24 protein-coding genes are annotated in these 21579 nt (G+C 65.3%); 13 read left to right on the top strand and 11 right to left on the bottom strand.

The window, feature by feature from the left end; all coding sequences use genetic code 11:
- Positions 1–927, top strand: a complete 927-nt coding sequence (locus tag ABIA30_RS05230; RefSeq protein ID WP_370062713.1) for an NADP-dependent oxidoreductase — start codon at positions 1–3, stop codon at positions 925–927.
- A 179-nt stretch (positions 928–1106) separates the two neighbouring features.
- On the opposite strand, the gene ABIA30_RS05225 is transcribed toward ABIA30_RS05230, so the two are convergent.
- A complete protein-coding gene (locus tag ABIA30_RS05225; RefSeq protein ID WP_370062711.1) occupies positions 1107–2366 on the bottom strand; it encodes an alpha-amylase family protein in 1260 nt (419 codons plus the stop codon).
- Positions 2363–2842, bottom strand: coding sequence for a nucleoside deaminase (locus ABIA30_RS05220; protein ID WP_370062709.1), 480 nt, complete (start codon positions 2840–2842; stop codon positions 2363–2365). The genes ABIA30_RS05225 and ABIA30_RS05220 overlap by 4 nt, the downstream gene beginning before the upstream one ends.
- A gap of 139 nt (positions 2843–2981) precedes the next feature.
- Here ABIA30_RS05220 and ABIA30_RS05215 point away from each other — a divergent pair, with 139 nt between their 5' ends.
- Genes ABIA30_RS05215 through ABIA30_RS05205 form a run of 3 tightly spaced genes read left to right on the top strand, consistent with a single transcriptional unit; the run spans position 2982 to position 5093 of the window.
- The gene (locus ABIA30_RS05215) at positions 2982–3620 is read left to right on the top strand and encodes a PaaI family thioesterase (protein WP_370062707.1); all 639 of its coding nucleotides are present in this window, start codon (positions 2982–2984) and stop codon (positions 3618–3620) included.
- A gap of 4 nt (positions 3621–3624) precedes the next feature.
- Entirely contained in the window at positions 3625–4332 is a 708-nt protein-coding gene (locus ABIA30_RS05210; RefSeq protein ID WP_370062705.1) for an EthD domain-containing protein, read from the top strand.
- Entirely contained in the window at positions 4329–5093 is a 765-nt protein-coding gene (locus tag ABIA30_RS05205) for an enoyl-CoA hydratase/isomerase family protein (RefSeq protein WP_370062703.1), read from the top strand. The genes ABIA30_RS05210 and ABIA30_RS05205 overlap by 4 nt, the downstream gene beginning before the upstream one ends.
- On the opposite strand, the gene ABIA30_RS05200 is transcribed toward ABIA30_RS05205, so the two are convergent.
- The gene (locus ABIA30_RS05200) at positions 5090–5278 is read right to left on the bottom strand and encodes a bacterioferritin-associated ferredoxin (RefSeq protein WP_370062701.1); all 189 of its coding nucleotides are present in this window, start codon (positions 5276–5278) and stop codon (positions 5090–5092) included. The two genes, ABIA30_RS05205 and ABIA30_RS05200, sit on opposite strands and share 4 nt — an antisense overlap.
- Before the next feature lie 302 nt (positions 5279–5580).
- Between ABIA30_RS05200 and bfr the strand changes: the two genes are divergently transcribed.
- Positions 5581–6060: a bacterioferritin gene (bfr, locus tag ABIA30_RS05195; protein ID WP_370062699.1), complete on the top strand. Its 480-nt coding sequence runs from the start codon at positions 5581–5583 to the stop codon at positions 6058–6060.
- Here the strand turns inward: bfr and ABIA30_RS05190 are convergent.
- Entirely contained in the window at positions 6024–6449 is a 426-nt protein-coding gene (locus ABIA30_RS05190; RefSeq protein WP_370062697.1) for a hypothetical protein, read from the bottom strand. The two genes, bfr and ABIA30_RS05190, sit on opposite strands and share 37 nt — an antisense overlap.
- Before the next feature lie 100 nt (positions 6450–6549).
- Here ABIA30_RS05190 and ABIA30_RS05185 point away from each other — a divergent pair, with 100 nt between their 5' ends.
- A complete protein-coding gene (locus ABIA30_RS05185; RefSeq protein WP_370062695.1) occupies positions 6550–7032 on the top strand; it encodes a carboxymuconolactone decarboxylase family protein in 483 nt (160 codons plus the stop codon).
- Positions 7033–7105: 73 nt separating this feature from the next.
- Here ABIA30_RS05185 and ABIA30_RS05180 read toward each other — a convergent pair whose 3' ends face one another.
- Both ABIA30_RS05180 and ABIA30_RS05175 read right to left on the bottom strand, forming a co-directional pair.
- Positions 7106–7549 carry a nuclear transport factor 2 family protein gene (locus tag ABIA30_RS05180; protein ID WP_370062693.1) on the bottom strand — a complete coding sequence of 148 codons (444 nt, stop codon included), beginning with the start codon at positions 7547–7549 and terminating at the stop codon, positions 7106–7108.
- Positions 7539–9335 carry an amidohydrolase family protein gene (locus ABIA30_RS05175; RefSeq protein ID WP_370062691.1) on the bottom strand — a complete coding sequence of 599 codons (1797 nt, stop codon included), beginning with the start codon at positions 9333–9335 and terminating at the stop codon, positions 7539–7541. The genes ABIA30_RS05180 and ABIA30_RS05175 overlap by 11 nt, the downstream gene beginning before the upstream one ends.
- A 125-nt stretch (positions 9336–9460) precedes the next feature.
- On the opposite strand from ABIA30_RS05175, the gene ABIA30_RS05170 reads away from it, so the two are divergent.
- Together ABIA30_RS05170 and ABIA30_RS05165 are read left to right on the top strand one after the other, a co-directional pair.
- On the top strand, positions 9461–10366 hold the full coding sequence (locus tag ABIA30_RS05170; RefSeq protein ID WP_370062689.1) for a dienelactone hydrolase family protein: 906 nt from the start codon (positions 9461–9463) through the stop codon (positions 10364–10366).
- A 50-nt stretch (positions 10367–10416) separates the two neighbouring features.
- Positions 10417–10785 carry a cupredoxin domain-containing protein gene (locus tag ABIA30_RS05165; protein WP_370062687.1) on the top strand — a complete coding sequence of 123 codons (369 nt, stop codon included), beginning with the start codon at positions 10417–10419 and terminating at the stop codon, positions 10783–10785.
- On the opposite strand, the gene ABIA30_RS05160 is transcribed toward ABIA30_RS05165, so the two are convergent.
- On the bottom strand, positions 10778–12061 hold the full coding sequence (locus ABIA30_RS05160) for a cytochrome P450 (RefSeq protein WP_370062685.1): 1284 nt from the start codon (positions 12059–12061) through the stop codon (positions 10778–10780). The genes ABIA30_RS05165 and ABIA30_RS05160 overlap by 8 nt on opposite strands.
- Positions 12062–12143: 82 nt before the next feature.
- Between ABIA30_RS05160 and ABIA30_RS05155 the strand changes: the two genes are divergently transcribed.
- Complete coding sequence (locus ABIA30_RS05155) at positions 12144–14063, top strand: flavin-containing monooxygenase (protein ID WP_370062683.1); 1920 nt, start codon at positions 12144–12146, stop codon at positions 14061–14063.
- 4 nt (positions 14064–14067) lie between these two features.
- On the opposite strand, the gene ABIA30_RS05150 is transcribed toward ABIA30_RS05155, so the two are convergent.
- Positions 14068–14487 carry a DUF6188 family protein gene (locus tag ABIA30_RS05150; RefSeq protein WP_370062681.1) on the bottom strand — a complete coding sequence of 140 codons (420 nt, stop codon included), beginning with the start codon at positions 14485–14487 and terminating at the stop codon, positions 14068–14070.
- Positions 14488–14597: 110 nt separating this feature from the next.
- Here ABIA30_RS05150 and ABIA30_RS05145 point away from each other — a divergent pair, with 110 nt between their 5' ends.
- On the top strand, positions 14598–15089 hold the full coding sequence (locus ABIA30_RS05145) for a protein disulfide oxidoreductase (RefSeq protein ID WP_370062679.1): 492 nt from the start codon (positions 14598–14600) through the stop codon (positions 15087–15089).
- A gap of 4 nt (positions 15090–15093) precedes the next feature.
- Positions 15094–15975, top strand: a complete 882-nt coding sequence (locus tag ABIA30_RS05140; RefSeq protein WP_370062677.1) for a cytochrome c biogenesis CcdA family protein — start codon at positions 15094–15096, stop codon at positions 15973–15975.
- Here the strand turns inward: ABIA30_RS05140 and ABIA30_RS05135 are convergent.
- Entirely contained in the window at positions 15962–16201 is a 240-nt protein-coding gene (locus ABIA30_RS05135; RefSeq protein ID WP_370062675.1) for a hypothetical protein, read from the bottom strand. The two genes, ABIA30_RS05140 and ABIA30_RS05135, sit on opposite strands and share 14 nt — an antisense overlap.
- A gap of 89 nt (positions 16202–16290) precedes the next feature.
- Positions 16291–17757: a peptide MFS transporter gene (locus ABIA30_RS05130; protein ID WP_370062673.1), complete on the bottom strand. Its 1467-nt coding sequence runs from the start codon at positions 17755–17757 to the stop codon at positions 16291–16293.
- 257 nt (positions 17758–18014) lie between these two features.
- Between ABIA30_RS05130 and ABIA30_RS05125 the strand changes: the two genes are divergently transcribed.
- Together ABIA30_RS05125 and ABIA30_RS05120 are read left to right on the top strand one after the other, a co-directional pair.
- Positions 18015–19322: a hypothetical protein gene (locus ABIA30_RS05125; protein WP_370062671.1), complete on the top strand. Its 1308-nt coding sequence runs from the start codon at positions 18015–18017 to the stop codon at positions 19320–19322.
- 161 nt (positions 19323–19483) lie between these two features.
- Positions 19484–20182 (top strand): L,D-transpeptidase family protein, encoded by a 699-nt coding sequence (locus ABIA30_RS05120; RefSeq protein ID WP_370063351.1) that lies wholly within the window; start codon positions 19484–19486, stop codon positions 20180–20182.
- Positions 20183–20195: 13 nt separating this feature from the next.
- Here ABIA30_RS05120 and ABIA30_RS05115 read toward each other — a convergent pair whose 3' ends face one another.
- Positions 20196–21434: a cytochrome P450 gene (locus tag ABIA30_RS05115; RefSeq protein ID WP_370062669.1), complete on the bottom strand. Its 1239-nt coding sequence runs from the start codon at positions 21432–21434 to the stop codon at positions 20196–20198.
- Positions 21435–21579: the final 145 nt, after the last annotated feature.

The following is a 21579-nucleotide window of genomic DNA, read 5'->3' as shown; positions in this document are numbered from 1 at the left end:
ATGAGTAGAGCGGTGCAATTCGATAAATACGGTGGGATCGACGTGTTGGAGGTTCGGGATGTGGCACGCCCCGAACCTGCCGCCGGCGAGGTTCTCGTTGCGGTCAGGTTCGCAGGCATCAATCCCGGCGAGGCCGCGATCCGGCTCGGCGTCCTCGACGACATCTGGCCGGCTACTTTTCCGTCAGGGCAGGGTACCGATTTCGCCGGAGTCGTGGCCGAACTCGGCCCTGGTGTCAGCACGTTCACGGTCGGCGACGAGGTGCTGGGTTTCTCCCACCGCCGATCCAGTCATGCCGAGTATGTGACCGTGCCGGTCGACCAGCTGACCGCCAAACCTGCCGCGGTGCCGTGGGAGGTGGCCGGATCGCTCCAGGTGGCGGGATCGACCGCGTATGCGGCAGTGCGGGCCGTGGCGCTGAGTGCGGGGGACACCGTCGCGGTGGCCGGCGCGGCCGGTGGCGTCGGGGCCATCGCCGTGCAGCTGGCAAGGCGCAGTGGTGCGACGGTGCTGGGGATCGCGGGCCCGTCGAACGACCAATGGCTGACCGAGCACGGCGTGATCCCGGTGAATTATGGCGACGGTTTGGCCGACCGGTTGCGCGCGGCGTCGCCGTCCGGCCGGATCGATGCGTTCCTGGACTTCTTCGGCGGTGGATACGTGGAGTTGGCCGTCGACGAATTGGGAATCAGTCCGGAAAAGGTCGACACCGTCATCGATTTCGCGGCCGTCGAGCAGTTCGGCGTGCGGTCCGAGGGCAGTGCGGAGGGATCCGACGCGGCGGTGCTCGCGGAGTTGGCGGATTTGATCGCAGCGGGTGAGTTGGAGATCCCGATCGCCGGCGTGTTCGCACTGGACGACGTGCGCAGCGCGTACCGGCAACTGGAACAGCGGCACACCCGCGGCAAGCTCGTGCTGAAACCCTGACCCAGGCACAAAGCAGGGAGCCTGCCGTCTCGGGGGGTAACGGCAGGCTCCCTGGGTCTGGAGTGTTCGCTGGCACAATTGAACCACCCGGAACCGGTCAAATCCCTTGGGTAACGGCCTCTTTCGATATTGCGATTCACTAACGATTGTGACGCGACGCGGACTCGCTGCCGGCCGACTCACACGGCGACGATGACCCAGCCCTGCGCTTCGACTCGGACCTGTTTGACGGTGTGTGATGTGGGAGCGCCGGATCCGGCAATGATATTGCCGGCGTGAGAGCCGTCGTCGGTCAACGCGTATGTCATTGGTGCATCCGACACGTTGAGCGCCACCACCAGTGCCTGTCCGTCGTGCTCGGTGCGGTAGACGTACTGCTCGTTCTGCACCGACAGTGCGCGGGTGCGCGCCGCGTGCAACCAGGGATGGCGCCGCCGGACGCCGATCAGGTGCTGTAGCAGCCGGGTCGCGTCGTTGGCGAGTTCGCCTGGCTGGCTGGGGAATTCGGGGCGCACGGCATCATCGCCGCCGAACCGCTCCTCTTTGACACCGGACCAGGCCCATTCGTCTCCGGCGTAGATGCTCGGCGTGCCACCGACCGTCAGCAGCAGTACCAGTGCGTGTTCGAGGTGGCCGGGGTTCTCCAGTCGGCTCGCGATACGGGTCACATCGTGATTGCCCACGAAGGTCATCGGCACGAAGGTGTCCAGAAAACCGTTGTGCCGCTGCAGGGCCCAGTCGAGTTCGTGAAAATTGGCGTCGTTGAGGCTGCTCCAGATCGCCTTCCACAGTTCGTACTGGGTGACCGAGTCGAATGTCGATGAGGCGACCCGCTGCGGATAGTCGCCGTGGATGACTTCGCCGACGAACCAGGTGTCGGGGAAACGGGCGCGAACCCGCGGAAGTACCGCGGCCCAGAATGTATCGGGGACGGCGTAGGCGGCATCCAGGCGCCAACCGTCGGCGCCGCGGGCCAGCCAATGGGTCATGACGTCGACCGCATGGTCGACCACCTCATGCTTGTCGTGATCCAGGGCGATCAGGTCGCGATGACCCTCGAAGGTGTCAAAGATGTTGTTGCGCAGTCGAAACCACTCGCGATGTGGGAAATCGACCCCGACGTGGTTGAACACCCCGTCCAGCAAGACCCGTAGCCCGCGGCGGTGCGCTTCGGCGACCAGGTGATCGAAGTCGTCTTCGTCACCCAGCCGGGGGTCGATCCGAAAATGGTCGGTGGTGTCGTATCCGTGAGTGCGCGAGGCGAATATCGGCCCCAATGCCAACCCCGAGGCGCCGAGTTCAACGGCGTGGTCGAGCCAATCCACGATCCGGCGCAGCCTGTGCTCTGCTGCGACCGGGGCCGGGTCGGCGGGATAGGCTCCGACGAATCCCAGGGGGTACACCTGCCACCAGATGGCGTGCTGTACCCACGCCGTCATGGCCGGAATGCCGCCTGGTAGAGGCTCTTCATGGTGTCGGCCAGCTCACCTGCCGGCCCATCGATCGGGACATCGGGAGCAACGGCCGAAATCGGCAGTACCGCAACGGGAGAGGCCGGAACACCCCACTCCGACAGCCACCCGCTCAGTTGGGCAGACGACGTCGCGTAGACGATGCGGCCCAGTCCGACCCAGGCGTGGGCGGCCGAGCACATCGGGCAATGCTCACCGGAGGTGTAGACGGTGGCTGTGGCTCGCTGGTGCGCAGGAATATGCTCTGCGGCCCAACGGGCGATCTCGAATTCGGGATGGCGGGTGGCGTCACCGTCGCTGACCCGGTTGCGATCTTCGAAGACCACGGTGCCCTGCTCGTCGACCAGCACTGAGCCGAAGGGTTGATCGCCCTGGTCCAGTGCCTCGTGGGCCAGTTCGACGCACCGATGCAGATGGCGCAGGTCGATGTCGGTGATCGGCATGGTGGCAGCTTACGCGGGGCGTAACGACCGGAAGGTGGGCCGTCGGTGGCGCGGACCGGGCGGGCCCGGGACTGCGCCCGCGACGCGACTGTGGTGACCCGGTCTCGACAGCCGAGGTAGAACGTGTTCTAGTTCATGGGTGCTTGAGTACACGCGGGAGAACCTCAGCGCTGAGGAAGTGGCGCGGCTGCGTGGTATCTACGAACCCTTGACCCAGTCGGTTCGGGAGCTGGTCGACGCCGCCATCCGTACCGAGGCCGACGCCGAGGTGGTCGCTGCGGCCAGGGCTGAAATCGACAGGGCCACTGCGCGATTGCGTGACACGCAGGTGGACGGGGCCTTCGGGATCCGGTTCGGGGTGGAAGGTGATCAGATGCCCTGGGGCAACCCGGTGATCGGTGTGCGGAACCCGTTCGCGCCACCACTGGTGCTGCAGCGCGTGGATGACGGCAGCGTGTTCGCTGATTTTCACCTGGGCGCGGCCTACGAGGGACCGCCCGGCCATGTACACGGCGGTATCTCCGCGCTGATTCTTGACCACGTCCTCGGCGAGGGTGCCAGCCCACCGTCGACACCCCGGCTGACCGGCACCATCAGCTTGCGTTACCTGCGCCCGACCCCGTTGGGCGCGTTGCGCGCCGAGGCCCGGATCGTGCGGACCGAGGGCATCAAAACCTTTGCAGTGGGACATATTTCGGATACCGATGGCATCACCGTGCAGGCCGAAGGTGTGTTCATCACCCCGCGGTGGGCACGCGACGAGGCGGCTGGGAGGTAGGCAAATGGAGAAGGTCATCGTCGTACTGCGGGCCGATACGGCCGACGACACCTGGTGTGAGCGGCTGCGGACGACCGTCGCCGATGAGCTGCTGGCGCTCGGTGTGCCTGGCCTGACGGTCAACGTCAAAGACGCGCCGGTGCGCGATTCGCTGATGGTGTTGACCACGCTGGAGCCGCCGGCGGTGGCGGCCGTCTCGATGTGGACGCAGCAGTATTACGGCAGCCAGATGAACGCGGTGCTGGACCGGTTGCGCAGTGAATGCACCGAGCTGGCGGGCTACTTGGTCACCGAGTCGGTGCCGATGCCCGGTCCGGCGATCGTGCCGGGCGAGCGCACCGTCGGCATGGCGAACCTTGCGCTGCTCCGTCGTCCCGAAGGTCTCAGCAAGCGAGACTGGTTGCGGCGCTGGCACCTTGACCACACTCAGGTGGCCATCGACACGCAGTCCACATTCGGCTACACCCAGAATGCCGTGGTGGGCGCGCTGACCCCGAACGCTCCGCGGGTGGATGCGATCGTCGAGGAACTGTTTCCGATCGAGGCCGTCGGCAGCCTGCAGGCCTTCTTCGGAGCGGCTGACGACGCCGATCTGGCCGACCGGATGTCCAAGATGGTCGCCAGCACCTCGGCATTCGGGGCCAACGAGAATGTCGACACCGTGCCCACCAGCCGGTACGTCTTGCGAAACCCGTTCGGAGACAACCGATGACTGACCTCATCCAGATCGACGACACCAACCGGGTGCGCACCCTGACGCTCAATCGGCCTGACGCGCTCAACGCCTTCAGTGAGGCGCTGTACGACGCCACCACCGTCGCGCTGAATGAGGCGGCCGAGGACCCCGAGGTCTCCGTGGTGTTGCTGACCGGAGCCGGCCGCGCTTTCAGTGCCGGCAATGACCTGGTCGAGATGCAGGAGATGGTCACCAATCCCGACTATCAGCGCGGCGAGTACGGGTTCCCCGGCCTGATCGCGGCGCTGACGGCGTTCCCGAAGCCGTTGATCTGCGCGGTCAACGGGGTGGGGCTGGGCATCGGAACCACCATCCTGGGCTATGCCGATCTGGCGTTCATGTCCAGCACCGCGCGGCTCAAGTGTCCCTTCACCAGTTTGGGAGTGGCTTCGGAGGCGGCGTCGTCGTATCTGTTGCCGCGGTTGATGGGGCGGCAGAACGCCGCCTGGCTGCTGCTGTCTTCCGAGTGGGTCGGCGCCGAGGAAGCCCTACGCATGGGCCTGGTGTGGAAGGTGTGTGAACCGGGGGAGCTGCTGGCCGAGGCCCGGCGGCATGCGGAAATCCTCGCCGGCAGGCCACTTTCCAGCCTGATGGCGGTCAAGTACGCGATGGTGGAGCCGACCCGTGCCGCCACGGTGGAGGCGGCGGCCCGGGAATCGGGTCAGTTCGCGGTGCTGTTGGGGAAGGCGGACAACGCCGACGCGCTCAGTGCATTCGTCGACCGCAAGGCGACCTAGCTGGCCTTGTGTACCGGGCAAGCGGTTCGGGCGGCCTCGATGATGGACCGCACGGTGAACCTGCAGCGCCCACAGTCCAGTCCGGCACCGCACTTGGCCGCGACTTCCTTCGACGTGGTGGCGCCGCCGGCAACGACATCGGTGACGGTTTGGCTGGTGACTCCGGTACACAGGCAGACGTACATCAGTGCCCGCCTGCCACGGCGATCGGCGAGTCCACGTGGTGCTCGCCCAATGTCCCGCCTCTGCTCGTCGATGCCGGCGAGCCTGGTTAGGCTAGCCGATATTAGTGGAGCCTAACATTACTTAGGCGAGCCAGTCCATACCCGCTGACCTGCGCGGATTGTGAACTGAACCGCGTATTGATCGGAAAACGCCGGGCAATCACCACTCCTGGCCGGGGTCGCTGCACTAGGTTCTTGGATAGGCACGTTGCTCGTGCCGCGCACGTGACACTTGACCAGCCCTGAAGTGTTGAGGAGCCGCAATGCAAGGCGATCCCGAAGTCATCAAACTGCTCAACGAGCAGTTGACCAGCGAACTCACCGCGATCAACCAGTACTTCCTGCACTCGAAGATGCAGGACAACTGGGGTTTCACCGAGTTGGCGAAGCACACCCGCGAAGAATCCTTCGAAGAGATGCACCACGCGGAGACCATCACCGATCGCATCCTGCTGCTCGATGGCCTGCCGAACTATCAGCGGCTGTTCTCCCTGCGGGTTGGCCAGACGCTGCGTGAACAGTTCGAGGCCGACCTGGCCATCGAGTACGAAGTGGTGGCGCGTCTCAAACCGGGCATCATCATGTGTCGCGAAAAGGGCGACGCGACATCGGCCAACATCTTCGAGGACATCTTGGCCGACGAAGAAAAGCACATCGACTACCTGGAAACCCAGTTGGAGTTGATGGACAAGCTGGGTGAGCAGCTCTACGCCGCCCAGTGCGTGTCGCGCCCGCCGCAGTAACCCGCACCTGCCGCCGACGGCCCCGCCCCGATTGGGGTGGGGCCGTTGTGGTCAGTGCGGGCTCGCGGTGGCGGCGAGTCGCTCCCGGATGAACGCCACCGCCTACTGGGCCCAACGGTTCGCCGCAACCGGAGATACGTGCGCAGCCAGGCGGTCAGCGGGAGCAGCGCGAGCAGGACCGCGGCTTCGACGAGGGCCCACCGTGGCCCGACGAGAGCGCCGACCGCTGCCATCACGACGACCATCAGGATGGCCACCCGCGCAGTCCCGAGTGAGCGGATCGCGATGGGCCCGGCCAACAGGCGGGCGTCGGTGGGTCCGGCGACCCATTCGTGCCGGACGGGCGGTGTGGCCCGCCGCGATGCATCGCCGACCTGATCGCGGCTCACGGCTTCATCCTAGAGAGCCGGCTGCGGGGACCGCGGCAGTCGCGAGCGAAAAATTGGAACACGTTCCAGAAATGCGCGGTTCGGGCGTAGCATTCGCTCCATGAGCCGAATCGGAGATTTCGCCGACGACGACGTGGCCGCCTGGGCTCTCAAGTCCCCCGACATCGGTGCCGCGATGGCAGGCTTCACCCGCGCCGTATACACCAAGGGCCGCTTGCCTTTACGGGTGCGCGAACTGGCCCGGGCGGTGATCGCCGTGGACAACGAGTGTGTGGTCTGCCAGAACACCCGTGACTCCGAAGGCCCGGCGGCCGGCGTCGACGAAGAACTCTACGAACATGCCGCCCAGTGGCAGACCTGGCCCGGCTACAGCGACCAGGAACGCATCGCCGCAGAGTTCGCGCATCGATTCGCCACCGACCACACGGGCCTGCGCGACGACGAGGAGTTCTGGGACCGGGCAGGCCAGCACTTCGACGACGAGCTGCTGACCGATCTGGCGCTGTCGTGCGCGATGTGGCTGGGCATGGGACGGATGCTGCGCACCCTCGACATCGGACAGGCCTGCAAGATCACGTTGTGATGCCGTCAGTGAGCATTCAGATCGCCGATTCTGCGACTGCAGCGATCGGAATGCCCGGTCGAGGTCGGGTCTGCTAGACCAGCCCGGTGGCGTCGAACACCCAGGACATGTCGGCGGTGGCGAAATCCTCCAGCCACGTCGGCGGCGCAGAATTCGCCAGCGCGCTCATGTCCCAATAGTCCTTCCATAACGTCACCTTGCCGTTCGCGACGCGGTGCACGCTGACGAACTTCAGGATCGCCGATTCGCCGGTGACCCAATGCCATTCCTCGTGGTGCTCGTACATGGCGTCGGCACCGCCCGTCAGCAGCAGACCGTCGAAATTCTGGTAGGACGCCAGTGGTGCCAGGCCGATCTTGAGCCGTTTGACGATGTCCTCCGGCCCGCGAGCGGCCGCGGCGGGACCTACCGGCATGTCCAGATAGATGCAGTCATCGGAGATGAATGTCTTGAGGCGTTCCCAATCCCGATCCGACAGTGCCTGCCACAGACCGTAAATCGTATTCTCAATTGGCACTGGCGAACTCACCTTCCGTGGCGTGCAGCGCGGGGGCTCGGCGGCCAGCCCGCAGGAACTGGCCGGTGCGGGTCGAGCCGACCAGATCGGTCGGCTCGCCGCCGGTGACCACACGCTGCCCTCCGACGAAGACCGCGGTGACGGTGTCGTTGTTGCGGTTGACCATGCGAGACAACCCGCCGTATTGCGGTACCGACTCCTCGGCGTAGGACTCCAACGACTCGTCGAGCCGTTCGGGGTCGATCACCGCCAGATCGGCACGGTCGCCTATCCGCAGATGCCCGGCGTCGAGGCGGTACCAGTCGGCCAGCTCACCGGTCAGCCGGTGCACGGCCTGCTCGACCGTCAGGAACGGCTTGCCGGTGCGTTCGGCATCGCGGACATGCTTGAGCAGTCGCAGCCCCATGTTGTAGAACGCCATATTGCGCAGGTGCGCACCGGCGTCGGAGAAGCCCATCTGGATGCCGGGATCTTGCGCCAGTTTCTTGAGCACCTCGGGACGATGATTGGAAATGGTTGTGCGCCAGCGGATATCGCGGCCATGTTCGAGGACCAGATCCAGGAAGGCATCCACCGGGTGCAGGGCGCGCTCGACGCCCACCTGTCCGAACGTCTTGCCGACCAGTGATTCATCCGGGCAGCCGACGATCTGGGCATCGAAGAAGTCACGCTGCCAGACCCGGATGCCGAGCTTGTTCTCGTAGTCCTTGCGGAACCGGCGCCGGTACTGCTCGTCGCGCATCAGCTCGTTGCGCTCGATCTCGTCGCGCAAGTGCAAAGCCGCTGCGCCGGAACCGAATTCTTCGAACACCACCAGGTCGATGCCGTCGGCGTAGACCTCGAACGGCACCGGCAGGTGTTGCCAGCGGAAGTTGCCGCCCAGCTTGTTCACCGCGCGGGCCATCGGACCCATCATGTGGATCGAGTACGGGTTGGCCTTGATGTCGGCAGCCGAGAGCAGGCTGGTCTTCAGGTTGCTGCGGAACACGCCGAGAGACTGGGCGAGTTGGGATACCAGGTTCAGCGGGTTCTGGATGTCCGGGCCGGACTGCAGCACCCGGCCCGAGCGGCGCAGCAGGGACTTGAGCCGGCGCAGCTCGCGCGGCTTGGCGTAGGTGGACGGCAGTGTGCGGGACCGGCAGGTGTCGCCGTCGATCTTGTCGAAAAGCAGTTGCTGTGAGGACATTCCGACAAAGCCCGCCTGCAGGGCAGAGATCAGCATCTGCTCCATCTCCTCCTGCTCGGCGGAGGTGGGGCGGACGTCGCCTCGGGTGGCTCGATCCAGGCCCATCGCGGCGGTGCGCATGTCCGAATGGCCAAGGAAGGAACACACATTGGGCCCGAGCGGCCGGTCCTCCAATGCCTCGATGTATTCGATGGCGGTGTTCCAGGTCTTGTGGTCGTCGACGGCGGCGATCACGTGATCGCGCGGGATGGCCTCGACCCGGCCGAACAGGTCGCCGGCGTCCTCGCCGCCCACGTGCACGGTGGACAGCGAGCAGGATCCCAGCATCACCGTGGTGACTCCGTGACGCAGCGACTCGGCGAGTTCCGGACCGCCCAGTATCTCCACGTCGTAGTGGGTGTGGATATCGATCAGTCCGGGCAGTACCCACTTGCCGGCGGCGTCGATCACCTGCGGACAGTCTGTGGTGTCGAGGTTCTCGGCGATCGCCACGACGTGTCCGTCTCGAATTCCGATATCGCGGACGGCCGCAGGGGCACCGGTTCCGTCGAACCAGCGTCCGCCGGTGATGATCGTGTCGAACGTCGTTGCAGAGGTCACCTAACTATAGAACCGCGCCGTTCTGGCTGGTGTCAATGGAAAAGTGAACACTTTTTGAAAATTGTCTACTGACGGTTCGCTGAACCTGACATGGCGCTCAGGATCGGGGCGGATACTGACTCGACGTGACTCCGTTACAGCGATACATCGCCGAGGAAATCGCCACCGATCACGTCGACGGGCTGCTGACCCGCCGTGAGGCCATGCGCCGGTTGGCACTGCTGGGCATGGGCACCGCCGCGGCCACAGCGTTGATCGCGGCCTGCGGAGACCAGCACGGGTCCGCCGGCAACGCCACATCGAGCACGGCGTCGGTCGCCCCAGGGCCTCCGCCCGGCATGGAGAACGCACTCGAGACGACACAGATGACCTGGGACGGGCCGACGGGCAAGCTGCAGGGCGCGTGGGCGCAGGCCCAGCAGCCGCGCGGCGCGGTCCTGGTGATCCACGAGAACAAAGGGCTGACCGACTGGGTGCGTTCGGTGGTGGGCCGGCTGGCCGGCGTCGGGTATTCGGCACTGGCGGTGGATCTGCTCTCCGAGCAAGGGGGTACCGCGGCGTTCGTCGACCCGGCCCAGGCCACTGCCGCGCTCGGCAAGATCGCCCCTGAACAGTTCGTCGCCGACATGCGATCGGGTATCGACGAATTGCAGAACCTCGCTCCGGGAGTCAAGGTCGGCATCGTCGGATTCTGCATGGGCGGGGGATTGGTGTGGCAGCTGCTGGCCGCCGGCGAGCCCAGGCTGGCGGCGGCCTCGCCGTTCTACGGTCCGCTGCCCGACAACCACGACTTCTCCGGCTCGAAACAAGCTGCGGTACTGGCGTTTTACGGTGCCAAGGACCAACGGGTCACCTCCACCAAGGACGCTGCCCAGGCCGCGCTGAACCAGGCGGGCATGGTCAATCAGATCGTCGTCGAACCCGATGCCGACCACGCCTTCTTCAACGACGGCGGGCAGCGCTACAACGCCGCCGCGGCTGCCGACGCCTGGCAGAAGCTACAGGACTGGCTCGCCAAGAATCTGTCCTGAGTGCCGTCGCAGTTCGCTGCTCACACCTACTTTTGAAAACAGGAGTCGTCATGTCGCGGACACTCGCCATCGCCGCAGCGTGCTGTCTGGCGCTGGCCGGCGCCGGCTGCTCGAGTTCGGCGCCGGAGGCCTCCACGGCGTCTCCGCCGCCGACCAGCCTTCCGGCTCCCACCGGCCCGGTCATCACCATCTCCGCCCTGAACTACGGTGACCCGCTGGCGGTCGCCCCCGGTGCGCAGATAACCGTCGTCAACAAGGACGACGTTCCCCACACGGTCACCTCAAAAAGCAAGGGGCAGTTCGATGCTCGCGCGGGTGCCGGCGGCCGGGCGACGTTCACCGCGCCGACCGAGCCGGGCGACTACCCGTTCTACTGCATCTACCATCCGATGATGATCGGCACGCTCACCGTCAAGTAGCCCGGTCCCAGGCCACCGGAAGCTTCTTGATTCCGTGGATGAACGGCGACCACAGGCGTTCGGGTTCTGCGACGGCCACCAGATCCGGCACCCGGCGATGGATCTCGTCGAAGGCGACGGCGATCTCGCGTCGGGCCAGGTTGGCGCCCAAGCAGAAATGCGCCCCGCCGCCACCGAAGCCCAGGTGCGGGTTCGGGTTGCGGCGCACATCGAACAACCAAGGCTGGTCGAACTTTTCCTCGTCGCGGTTGGCCGACCCGTACCACATCGTAACTTTCTGTCCCGCCTGCATTTTCACACCCCGCATCTCGAAATCACGGGTCAGCGTGCGGCGCATGTACACCACGGGTGAGGCCCAGCGGATGATCTCCTCGACGGCGGTCGGAGCCACTGAGTTGTAGTCGGCCCACCAGGACCGGTGTTGTTCGGGGAATCGACTGAGCGCCAGCACGCCGTGACTGATCGCGTTGCGCGTCGTCTCATTACCGGCCACCGCCAGCAGGATGAAGAACGAGGCGACCTCGGCGGAGCTGAGTCGCTGTCCGTCGACCTCGGCCTGCACCAGATTGGTGGTCAGGTCCTCGCGGGGGTTGTCCCGCCGGTCGTCGGCCAGCGCGCTGGCATACGCGCCCATGTCCATCGCGCAGCGGAAGAACTCGTCGAAATCGGTGGTCAGATCGGGATCGCCGAACCCGAGAATGATGTTGGTCCAATGGAATATCCGCTCGTGGTCCTCATCGGGGATGCCCATCATGTCGCAGATGATCTGCAATGGCAGCGGGCCGGCGAGGTCCGTGACGATCTCACCCTGGCAATCGGGATGGCGCTCGATCATCGACTCGACCAACCGGCGGGCGCGGTCGCGTACTGATTCCTCGGTGCGCGCCACCACTTTCGGCGTGAACGCGCTGCGCACGATGTTGCGAAGCCTGGTGTGCCGGGGATCGTCCATCACGATCATCGAGCCGAAGTACTCGGCCAATTCCGGGTTCTGGTCGGCGATGGTCATGCCCTGCGCGGAACTGAAGATGTCCGGATGGCGGCTGGCGAAATGTACGTCGTCGTATCGGGTGAGCGCCCAGTGTCCGGCGCCGCCGGGCACCGACTCCTGGACGATCTCGTGGTGAAAGGAGATCGGCTGCAGCCGGCGCAGTGCGGTGAAGGCACCGTCACGGATCGCGTCGTCGCGGCCCCAGAATCGGATCGACCCCAGGTCGATGTCGGCTAGGGCGATTTCCGGTGGGGGTGCACCGTTGTCCAATGCGGCGATGGCCATCTTCGGCAGCTTAGAACCTCTCGTGATGCGGTTGGTGCAGAATCGGCTGCGGATCATCGGTGGACCGTGATAGCACCGTGGGGTGCGCAATCCACATGCAGGACAACCGTTTACTACCTCCGATGAAGAGATCGCCAGTGCGCTGCTGGACGTCAGCATCCCCACGCTGCTGCTTTCGCTGGTGCACATGTCCGGCGATCCGGAATTGATTCGGGGGGCCCTGCGGCCGGCCGGCCTGTTCCTCAACGAGGTGCAGGGGTACATGTCGGAGGACGACAAGGCGGCCGTGCGCGCACTGGCCCTGCCGGTGATCGCGGACTATCGCGATCGCGGCTGCCCCGATCCGCAGCCCGTCAGTCCCGAACTGCTCAAAGAGATGATGGAGTTCCTGGTCTGCGAGGCGGTGCCCGACGAATACGTGCCGATGGTGCTCGAAGAGATGGAACTCGACGGCCACGACGTCAGGGCCACTGCGGCCCCCATCGGGGCATCGGACTTTCCCGTCGTGGTCATCGGTTGTGGCGAATCCGGTCTGCTTGCCGGAATCCGGTTGAAGGAAGCCGGAATTCCGTTCACCATCATCGAGCGCAACGCCGGGATCGGCGGAACCTGGTGGGCGAACACCTATCCAGGTGCGCGTGTCGACGTCGGAAATCACTTCTACTGCTACAGCTTTGAGCCCAGCGATCATTGGACCCGATTCTTTGCCGAGCAACCCGAGCTGCAGGCCTATTTCCAGGGCGTGTCGGACAGGCATGGCATCGGTCCGCACGTGCGGTTCCAGACCGAGGTCACCGCGGCGGAGTGGGACGAGGACGCTGCGACCTGGCGGGTGAGAGTGCGCGACCAGACCGGCGCCGAAGACGAGATTGGGGCGCGTGCCGTGATCAGTGCGGTCGGCCAACTCAACCGGCCGTACACGCCGCAGATCCCGGGGCAGGAAAGCTTCGCCGGGCCGTCGTTTCACTCGGCCGAGTGGGACCATGAGGTCGATCTGCGGGGCAAGCGGGTTGCGATGATCGGTGCCGGCGCCAGCGGATTTCAGATCGCTCCGGCGATCGCTGCCGACGTCGCCCACCTGACTGTATTCCAACGCACCGCGCAGTGGATGTTCCCGAATCCCAACTATCACACCGAGGTCGGCGCCGGAGTTCAGTGGGCGTTGCGGCATCTGCCGTTCTACGGCCGGTGGTATCGATTCCTGCTGTTCTGGCCGGGCTGTGACAAGGGCCTGGCCGCGGCCAAGGTGGATCCCGAGTTCCCCGATCAGCAGCGCGCGGTCAGCGAGATCAACGACATCACCCGGATCATGTTCACCGACTGGATCACCAGCCAGATCGGTGACGATCCGGAGTTGCAGGCCAAGGTGATCCCGGATTACCCGGCCACCGGAAAGCGGACTCTGCAGGACAATGGCAGTTGGCTGCGGACGCTGACCCGGGACAACGTGGACCTGATCCGCACATCCGTCGCACGGATCGAACCGGACGCGGTGATCACCGACGACGGCACCCGGCACCCGGTCGATGTCATCGTCTACGCCACCGGTTTCCACGCCAACAAGGTGCTGTGGCCGATGACCATCACCGGCCGCGGTGGGCAGAGGCTCAGTGAGCGGTGGGGCGAGCGGCCGACCGCTTATCTGGGCATCACCGTGCCGGGTTTTCCGAACTTCTTCTGCATGTACGGACCGGGCACCAACCTGGCCAGTGGCGGCAGCCTGATCTTCCACTCGGAATGCCAGATGCGTTATATCGCACAGTGTTTGGACCTGTTGATCGACGGGCGCCACAGCGCGATGGAGCCCAGGGGCGAACGGCTGGACAACTGGGTGGCACGTACCCAGGCCGAGATGCGAACCATGGTGTGGTCCCAACCGTCGATCCGGCACTCGTTCTACAAGAACGCCGACGGCGACGTCTACACCTTGAGTCCCTGGCGGTTGGTGGACTACTGGACCTGGACCCGCACACCCGACCCGGCGGACTTCGTCTTCGGCTGAGGGGTCAGCCGGTCGCCACCTCCTGGCCCTCGGGCATGTCGTGGCGAACCACCCGGACCCGTCCGTGCGGCAGGCACGCGGCGTATCCGTGGTGCTTGCCGTACAACTCCCATGAGGTGTGGTCGTCGTCGCTGGGCACATCGATGCGGTGTCCGTCGGAGAAGGCCAGGTGCAGGCTTCCGGTCTCGTCCCAGTCGGCGGCTGTGCAGGTCTGCCCGGCGAAGTCGAACAGCGGCCGCTCCTGGGTACGGATGTTGTTCGGGTTGATCGGGATGACTTCCTGATCGTCGATCTCGGTGGCCGGCAAGGTCAGCGCCAGCGGTGTCGAGATCACCAACTCGTTGTAATGGGCCATGTTCAGAACGAGCCCGTCGCGGAACATGATCCGCTGCACGGCGCATCCTTTAATCCACTGTTCGGTCATACTCCACTGTGAAACGTCTGGCCGCATCGCACAAGGGATCGGTGTAAAACATCGCTGAACTTTTGACTGCGCGCTGCCGTGTCATCCCTATGCGCAGATTCAACAGATTCATGTTCAACACCGTCGGTGCGGTGGCTGTGGCACTGATGCTGGCCTTGACACTGTCGGTGATGTCGCCGCTGAGGGCCAAAGCCGACGACCGGTTGCAGTTCACCGGGACCACCTTGAGTGGGGGGAGCTTCAACGGTGCCAGCCTGGCCGGCCGTGCGGCGGTGCTCTGGTTCTGGACGCCGTGGTGCCCGTTCTGCAATGCCGAGGCGCCGGGGGTACAGCGGGTTTCCAGTGCCAACTCGCAGGTTGCCTTTGTCGGGATCGCGGCACACTCTGACGTCGGGGCCATGCAGGGATTTGTGTCGAAGTACAACCTGAACTTCCCGACCATCAATGACGCCGACGGATCGATCTGGGCGCGGTACAACGTGCCCTGGCAGCCGGCGTACGTGTTCTACCGGCCAGACGGCTCGTCATCCTTCGTCAACAACCCGACCTCGGCCATGCCGGAGGGGGAGTTGGCAGACCGGGTCGCGGCGCTGACGCGGTGAGCCGATGAACGCGGGCGGGTATTCGCTGGCTTTCGTCGCGGGGGTGGTCGCTGCCCTCAATCCGTGTGGCTTCGCGATGTTGCCCGGATACCTCGGGTTGGTGTCCGGCGGTTGGGGATCGGCACGGGCACTGGTGCGCGCGATGACTGCCGCCGCCGCGATGACACTCGGATTCATCACGGTGTTCGGTGCTTTCGCGCTGCTGGCGATCTCGGTGGCCGAACTGCTGCAGCGGGTATTGCCGTATGTCACGGTGTTGATCGGCGTGACGATGGTGTGGATCGGTGGGCGCCAACTGCTGGGCCGCCCGGCGGGCATGGTCTGGTTACGGCTACCGCAGTGGGACGCGCCGAGCGGGACGTTGCGGTCGATGGTCGGCTACGGCGTGCTCTATGCGCTGGTGTCGCTGACCTGCACGATTGCCCCGTTCATCGCGGTCACCGGCATCGGCTTGCAAACCCCGGGGCGGGCCTGGGTCGCGTTCCTGGCGTACGCGGCAGGGTTTGGCACCCTCGTGGGGTTTGTCGCGGTCGCCGGTGCGCTGACCGGATCGATCCTGGTACGCCGGCTTCGACAGTGGGCCCGATTCATCCCGCGCGTCGGTGCGGTGTTGTTGATCGGCACCGGTCTGTATATCGGCTATTACGGCGGATACGAGGTGCGACTGCGCAACATGGCCGGACCCGACCCGGTCATCTCCGCCGCACAGCGGATACAAGGCGAATTGGCGGGTTGGGCCTACTCCGCCGCGCGCTCTTCGGGGGGCGTCGTGGTGGCCGTGGGACTGGGTGTAACGGCTCTGGTGGTGCTCGGCATGGCGGTACGAAACCGTTTACGGGACAAGGGGCTTCGTCACTCGAGTGGCGCGGCGATCACCAAGGACTGAGCAGCGGGAACGACACCGAACACGTGGTCTGCATGGCGTGTTCCCAGGCGTCGAATTCGGCCGAGGCCTTCAGATGACGACGGTGTCCGCACCAACCGCACGAGCAGATTGCGTTGGCGGACAACAGTCCACGCACCCGTACGTGGACTTCGCCGGGGCAGTCGAATGCAGTGGGGTCGACATCGGTCGATACCAGACTCGGCGCGGCAGATGCTGTGGTAACCATCGTGACCTCCTGTGCCGGGCGTGAAAATCATTGTGAGGGCGCGCGGCTACGGATTCGGGCACTACATGGTCACAACTCGGCCACCTGGATCAGTGCACCCCGGCCATCAGTCGGGTGATCCGCCCCGACCCGGCGAACACCATGAGTCCGACGAGTACCGCAGTCCCGCCGAGGATTCCGAAGTATGCGGCTTCGTGCTCGGCCGAGTAGTACTTTGCCAAGGCTCCCGACAGCGCGGTGCCCAGCCCCGCCGCCAGAAAGTACAGCGCCATCATCTGAGACCGAAATGCCTGGGGCGCAAGCGCTGTGGTGACAGCCAGACCGATAGGAGCGATCAACAATTCCGATACCGCGAACACTCCGAGAATCACCGCGACCGCGGCGGCGGGCACGGTACGTCCTGGTGCGGCGGCCATCGGCACAAACAGCAGGAAGGCCGTGCCCATGCCCATGACGCCGTAGGAGAACTTGCGGGGGGTGCTTGCGGCGCGGTTGCCGAGTGCCGTCCAGAGCAGGGCGAACCCGGGGGACAGGATGATGACCCAGACGGGTTCGATCGAGCCGATCCAGTTGGATGGTGCGTGCCACCCGAACACCGTCCAGTTGATCCGTGAGTCCGAGTACACCCCCAGTACCGTGAACATCTGTTGGAACAGTGCGAAAAACACTGTGGATGCCAGGAACAACGGGATGAATGCGCGGACCCGGGATCGTTCGACGGCCCGGACTTTGGGGCTCGTCAGCAGCATCACGAAGTAGGCGATGGCGGCGATGGTCAGCACCGCGCTGGCTACCTGCGACAGGTTGGCCAACGTCACCAGGCCGGTTGCGCAGACCACGGTCGTTACCGTCACGAATACTGTTCCGGCGCTGAGATAGCGGCCAATAGCTTTGTGCGGCAATGGATTCGGCACATCACGGCCGTGGTTTCCGAGATTGCGCCGAAATGCCACGTACTGGGCCAGGCCCAGGGCCATGCCGACCGCCGCCGCGCCGAACGCGTAGTGGAACCCCGCCCGGGTCTGCAACAGCCCGGTCGCCAACGGACCGAGCAGGCTGCCCAGATTGACTCCCAGGTAGAACAGCGTGAAGCCGGCGTCGGTACGGGTGTCGCCGGGGCGGTACAGGCTCCCCAATAATGAGGAGGCGTTGGCCTTCAGTGCGCCGGATCCGAGCGCAATCAGCAGCAGTCCTACACCGACCCCGGACAGGCCGGGCAGTACGGCGAGCCCCAGGTGTCCCAGCATCACCACCACGCCGCCGTAGAAAATCGTGCGTTCCATCCCCAGTAGGCGGTCGGCGAGCCAACCGCCCAGCACGGTGCACAGATAGACCAGGGCGCCGTAGGCGCCGACCAGCCCCGTCGCGGTGTGCTGGGGCAGGCCCAGGCCACCGGCAGGCACGGAGTAGTACAGGTAGTAGCCCAGGATGGTCAGCATCCCGTAAAACGAGAAGCGCTCCCATAGCTCGACGCCGAACAGGTTCGCCAGCGCGATCGGATGGCCCAGGATCGTGCGGGTGGGGGTCCGGGGATCTCCGATGTGCTGAGCTGTCACCGACTCACCCTGCCACGTCGGTCGGCCGCAGCAGATGGCAAATTTTGATAACGGATTGATCTCGGCTGCTGAATGAGCTGGCAAATTGTTGCTGGCCGCCCGGTGTACTGATAACTGGGCGGTCGCCGTTTCAGCAGGTAGTGTCGGCGATCAAAGCAGTGGCTTAATCTGCCACGAATCACCTATGCCGCACGGTTGTGACGCAGGCTGCGATGAATTCGTGGCGCGTCGCCATGTGGTTTCGAAGGGGTAAACATTTGGACGCGGTACTCGGCTTGTCCATGACTCCGACGTCGGTGGGTATGGTGCTCGTCGAAGGCAATGATGCCGACGGCGTGACCGTCGAGCGTGACGCCTTCGAGGTTCTGAACTCCGAAGATGCTACCGCGGCGGTATTGCGCAGCGAGTCACTGGCGGCCACGCGCGGCCTGCGGCTCAAGTCGATCGGCGTGACCTGGAGCGAGGACGCCGGCAGAGAAGCCTCGATGCTCATGCGGATCCTCTCGGAATCCGGGTTCGACAACATCGTCCCGGTGGCTCTGCCGGAGGCCACCGAAGCACTGGCCCGGGGCATCGCGGATGCACTCGGATTCCGCACGACTGCGGTGTGCACGATCGAACCCGACCGGGTCATCACGTTGATCGTGCACAGCATGGACACCGCCGACGGCGCCGTCCACACCGCGTTCAACTGCGCCATCGACTCCGACGAGAGTTTGATCAGCTGGCTGAGCACGGTGTTCACCCGCGCGGACTGGCAGCCCGAAGCGCTTGCCGTGGTGGGCTCAGCCGGCGATTTCGCCGAGGTGCTGCCGCTGCTGCAGGACGCCTTGTCGGTACCGGTGTTCTCTCCGGACGAGGCCGAGCTGGCGCTCGCGCGGGGCGCCGCGATGGCATCGGCGCAGACCGCCGAATTCGCGCTTCCCGAGCCCTACCACTTCGGTCACGTGTTGGGCAGCGGCTACTGGGGCGACGATCGCCGCGTTTTGGGCCTCGAATCGTCCGGTCGGCACGCGCGCCACGTCCGCCCCAAGAAGTGGTCCGGTTCCACGCTGCCGTTGGCGATGCTGGTCACCGGGTCGGTGGCCTTCGTGGTATCCGTATCGGCGGCGGTGAGCATGCAGTTCATCCCTGACCGGCACATCAGGACGGTTCCCGCCGCTGCGGCGGTGCCGGTGGTCCAGCAGGTCCCCGCGCCGCCCCCGATTGTTGTTCCGCCGGTCGCGCCCGCACTCGTGGTGGTGACCCCCGAGCCGTCGGAGGCGCCGTCCCCGGCCGTCGAACAGGCCCCGACTGTCGATCAGATGCCGCCGGCGGCGCCGGAAGGACAGGCCAACGCGGTGCCTGCCGACGCTGCAGCAGCTCCGGCGGCTTTGCCGGCGGCCGTACCGTCGGCCGCCGATGCGCCACCGCCGGCACCGGACGCGACTGTGCCGGATCCGGCCACAACCGCCGAGCCGGCCCCCAAGACCCTGCGCTCGCGGATCATGGACCGTCTGCACGGGGTCACCGAGCCGGCACCGGTCGATGCGCCGCCCCCAGCTGACGCGCCGCCGTCGCCCTAAGCTGGGCTGGTCCACCGGCCCGTGTGACCAGTGCCGCGACCGCGGCTAACAAAATCCGCGCGGTTGTCGAACTACCATGTAGTCAATGACTCAAGAACCCGAGGATGGTCTCGTTGTCTAAAGCTGTGCGTTTTGTGCTGGCCACCGCTGGCGTCGCGGTGATGATGTTGACCGGTCAGGTCGGGTCCGCCATGGCGGCGCTGCCGGAGCCGATGATTGTGGCGAAGATCAGCCCGAGTACTGGTCAGGCGGTGGGCGTGGGGATGCCGGTCACGGTGACCTTCGCCAGCCCGGTGGTCAGCCGGGCCGGCGCCGAGCACGCCATCGCGTTCTCGTCGTCGAAGGCGCCCGAGGGCAAATTCTCCTGGCTCGATGACAGCACCATGCAATTCACCCCGAGCACCTACTGGCCGGCGCACTCATCGATCATGGTGTCGATCGGTGGGGCCAAGCAGACCTTCCAGACGGGTGCCGCGACGCTGGGCGTGGCCAGCATCAGCGGGCACACTTTCACCGTCAGCATCGACGGCCAGGTGGTCAAGACCATGCCGGCCTCGATGGGCAAACCCAAGCACCCCACCCCGATCGGGTCGTTCACCGCGTTGGAGAAGCAGAACCCGGTGGTGATGGATTCGCGCACCATCGGCATCCCGCTCAACGACCCCGAGGGCTACAAGCTGACGGTGTACTGGGCGACTCGCGTCACCTGGGGTGGTGTGTACGTGCACGCTGCACCGTGGTCCGTTGCGCAGCAAGGTAGTTCGAATGTCAGCCACGGCTGCATCAACCTGAGTACCGACAATGCGCAGTGGTACTACAACCAGGTCAGCGTCGGCGACCCGATCATCGTCAACGCCTGAGTTCCTCGGGCAGTCAGGCGGACCGGCCGTAGTCGACCTGCCAGTGCTTGATGCCGTTGAGCCATCCTGACCGCAGCCGTTCGGGTGGGCTCAGCGGGCGCAGCTCGGGCATCTGGTCGGCGATCGCGTTGAACATCAGGTCGATCGTCATCCGGGCCAGGTTCGCCCCGATGCAGTAATGCGCGCCGGTGCCGCCGAAACCGACGTGCGGGTTCGGATCACGGAGAACGTTGAACGCGTAAGGATCGTCGAAGACGTCCTCGTCGAAGTTGGCCGACCGGTAGAACATCACCACCCGCTGACCCTTCTTGATCTGCACTCCGTCGAGTTCGGTGTCGACCAGGGCGGTCCGTTGGAATGAGGTGACCGGAGTAGCCCAGCGGACGATCTCGTCGGCCGCCGTGGCGGGCCGCTCCCGCTTGAAAAGTTCCCACTGATCCGGGAATTCGGTGAACGCCATCATGCCCTGCGTGATCGAGTTGCGGGTGGTCTCGTTGCCGGCCACCGCCAGCAGGATGACGAAGAAACCGAACTCGTCGTCGGATAGCTTGTGGCCCTCGACGTCCGCCTGGACCAGTCTCGTCACCAGGTCGTCGCGCGGATTGGCGCCGCGGTCGGCGGCCATGGCCATGCCGTACATGATCAACTCGACCGACGCGCTGATGGCGTCGTTGCCGGCGAACTCGGGGTCCATGTCGCCGACCATCTGATTGGACCAGTCGAACAGCTTCTTGCGGTCCTCCTGCGGCACGCCCATCAATCCGGCGATGGCCTGCAGCGGTAGTTCACAGGACACCTGCTCGACGAAATCACCCGAGCCGGCGGCAGCGGCCTCGCGCACGATCTGCCCGGCCCTGGTGCTCAGTTCGTCGCGGAGCAGTTCGACGGCCCGCGGGGTGAACATCCGCGAGACGATCTTGCGCAAGTGGGTGTGGTGCGGCGCATCCATGTTGAGCATGACGAACTTGCCGCGGTCGATCTGCTCGGCAACGGTGCCGTCCTGGTAACGCGGCAGCGCGGTCTTCTGCAGGCTGGAGAAGACTTCGCTGCGGCGGGATACCTCTTTGACGTCCTTGTGTTTAGTCACCACCCAGTAGCCGCCGTCGTCGAAACCGCCGACTCCCGTCGGCTGCTCGTTCCACCAGATGGGGGCGACCCGGCGCATCTCGGCCAACTCGGCGATCGGGAGTCTTTGGGCGTAGATGTCCGGGTCGGTGAAGTCGAATCCGGGTGGCAGGTTGGGTACCGGCATCCTGGTGGCGCTCCTCGTCATTCCGGCATTGGCTGGCGTAATCCATTGCTACACCACTGTTGTCGGCCTCGGGCCCGGTTGAGAAATCTGGGCGGACCGGCATTGCGCCGATGTTCGCCGCCGGGGGCGGCCAACTTGTTCCAGC

Origin of the sequence: Mycobacterium sp. MAA66, assembly GCF_041261665.1 — a bacterium.
Lineage (GTDB): Bacteria > Actinomycetota > Actinomycetes > Mycobacteriales > Mycobacteriaceae > Mycobacterium.
The sequence above is the reverse complement of the archived record's forward strand: the minus strand, read 5'-3'. Positions and strand labels throughout refer to the sequence as shown.